The sequence below is a fragment of the Secundilactobacillus malefermentans DSM 5705 = KCTC 3548 genome (assembly GCF_001436395.1).
Classification (GTDB): domain Bacteria; phylum Bacillota; class Bacilli; order Lactobacillales; family Lactobacillaceae; genus Secundilactobacillus; species Secundilactobacillus malefermentans.
Window position 1 is genome coordinate 1 of the sequence record NZ_AZGJ01000133.1, and the last position, 626, is coordinate 626.

Consider the following 626-nt stretch of genomic DNA (forward strand, 5'->3'; position numbering starts at 1 on the left):
AAGTGATACTAGCCCACTAAACTCAGTGCCACGGTCCACAGTAAAGCTGTGCACCGGACCATTAAAAGTGGTTAGGAACTTAGTTAGTGCTTCATTAACAGTCGCTGTCGTCCGATCTTTTAACCGGTAGGCCCAAAGGAACCGTGATTTGCGATCGATTAAAGTTAATAAAACTGCCTTACTATGCCCACGAGGACCAACGACTGTATCTAGTTCAAAATCGCCGATGCGATTACGTTGATTAATCATCATGGGACGCTGTTCAATTGATCGCCCCAAAGATTGATTATATTTGGATCGTTGGTCAACGTTACGCCGTTGGCGTACGCCATGTTCAGGTAGATCATTCAAGGAGAAACTAATTCTCCCCTGATTTAGCCAATTATAAATAGATTTAGTAGCTAGTTTAAATTCGTGAGCAATCATTCCTGGTGAACAGCTTAGACGTAAATGGTTGAGAATTTTTTGCTTTAACTCATCGCTCAGCTTAGTTTTCCGACCACATCGTGATCGCTTGTATTCGGCATCTGTTTGTGCTAATTCAGCTTGATAAGGTTGACATCGCGATAATTCATAAGAAATTGTTGACGGTGATCGGTTCAGCCGAACGCCCATTTGGATATTGG

The 626-nt window shown here is 42.5% G+C and carries 1 protein-coding gene; it reads right to left on the reverse strand.

The features are described 5' to 3' along the window. Positions 1-626, reverse strand: a 626-nt coding sequence (locus tag FD44_RS10160) for an IS30-like element ISLpl1 family transposase (RefSeq protein ID WP_056973943.1), incomplete at both ends; no start/stop codon positions are given.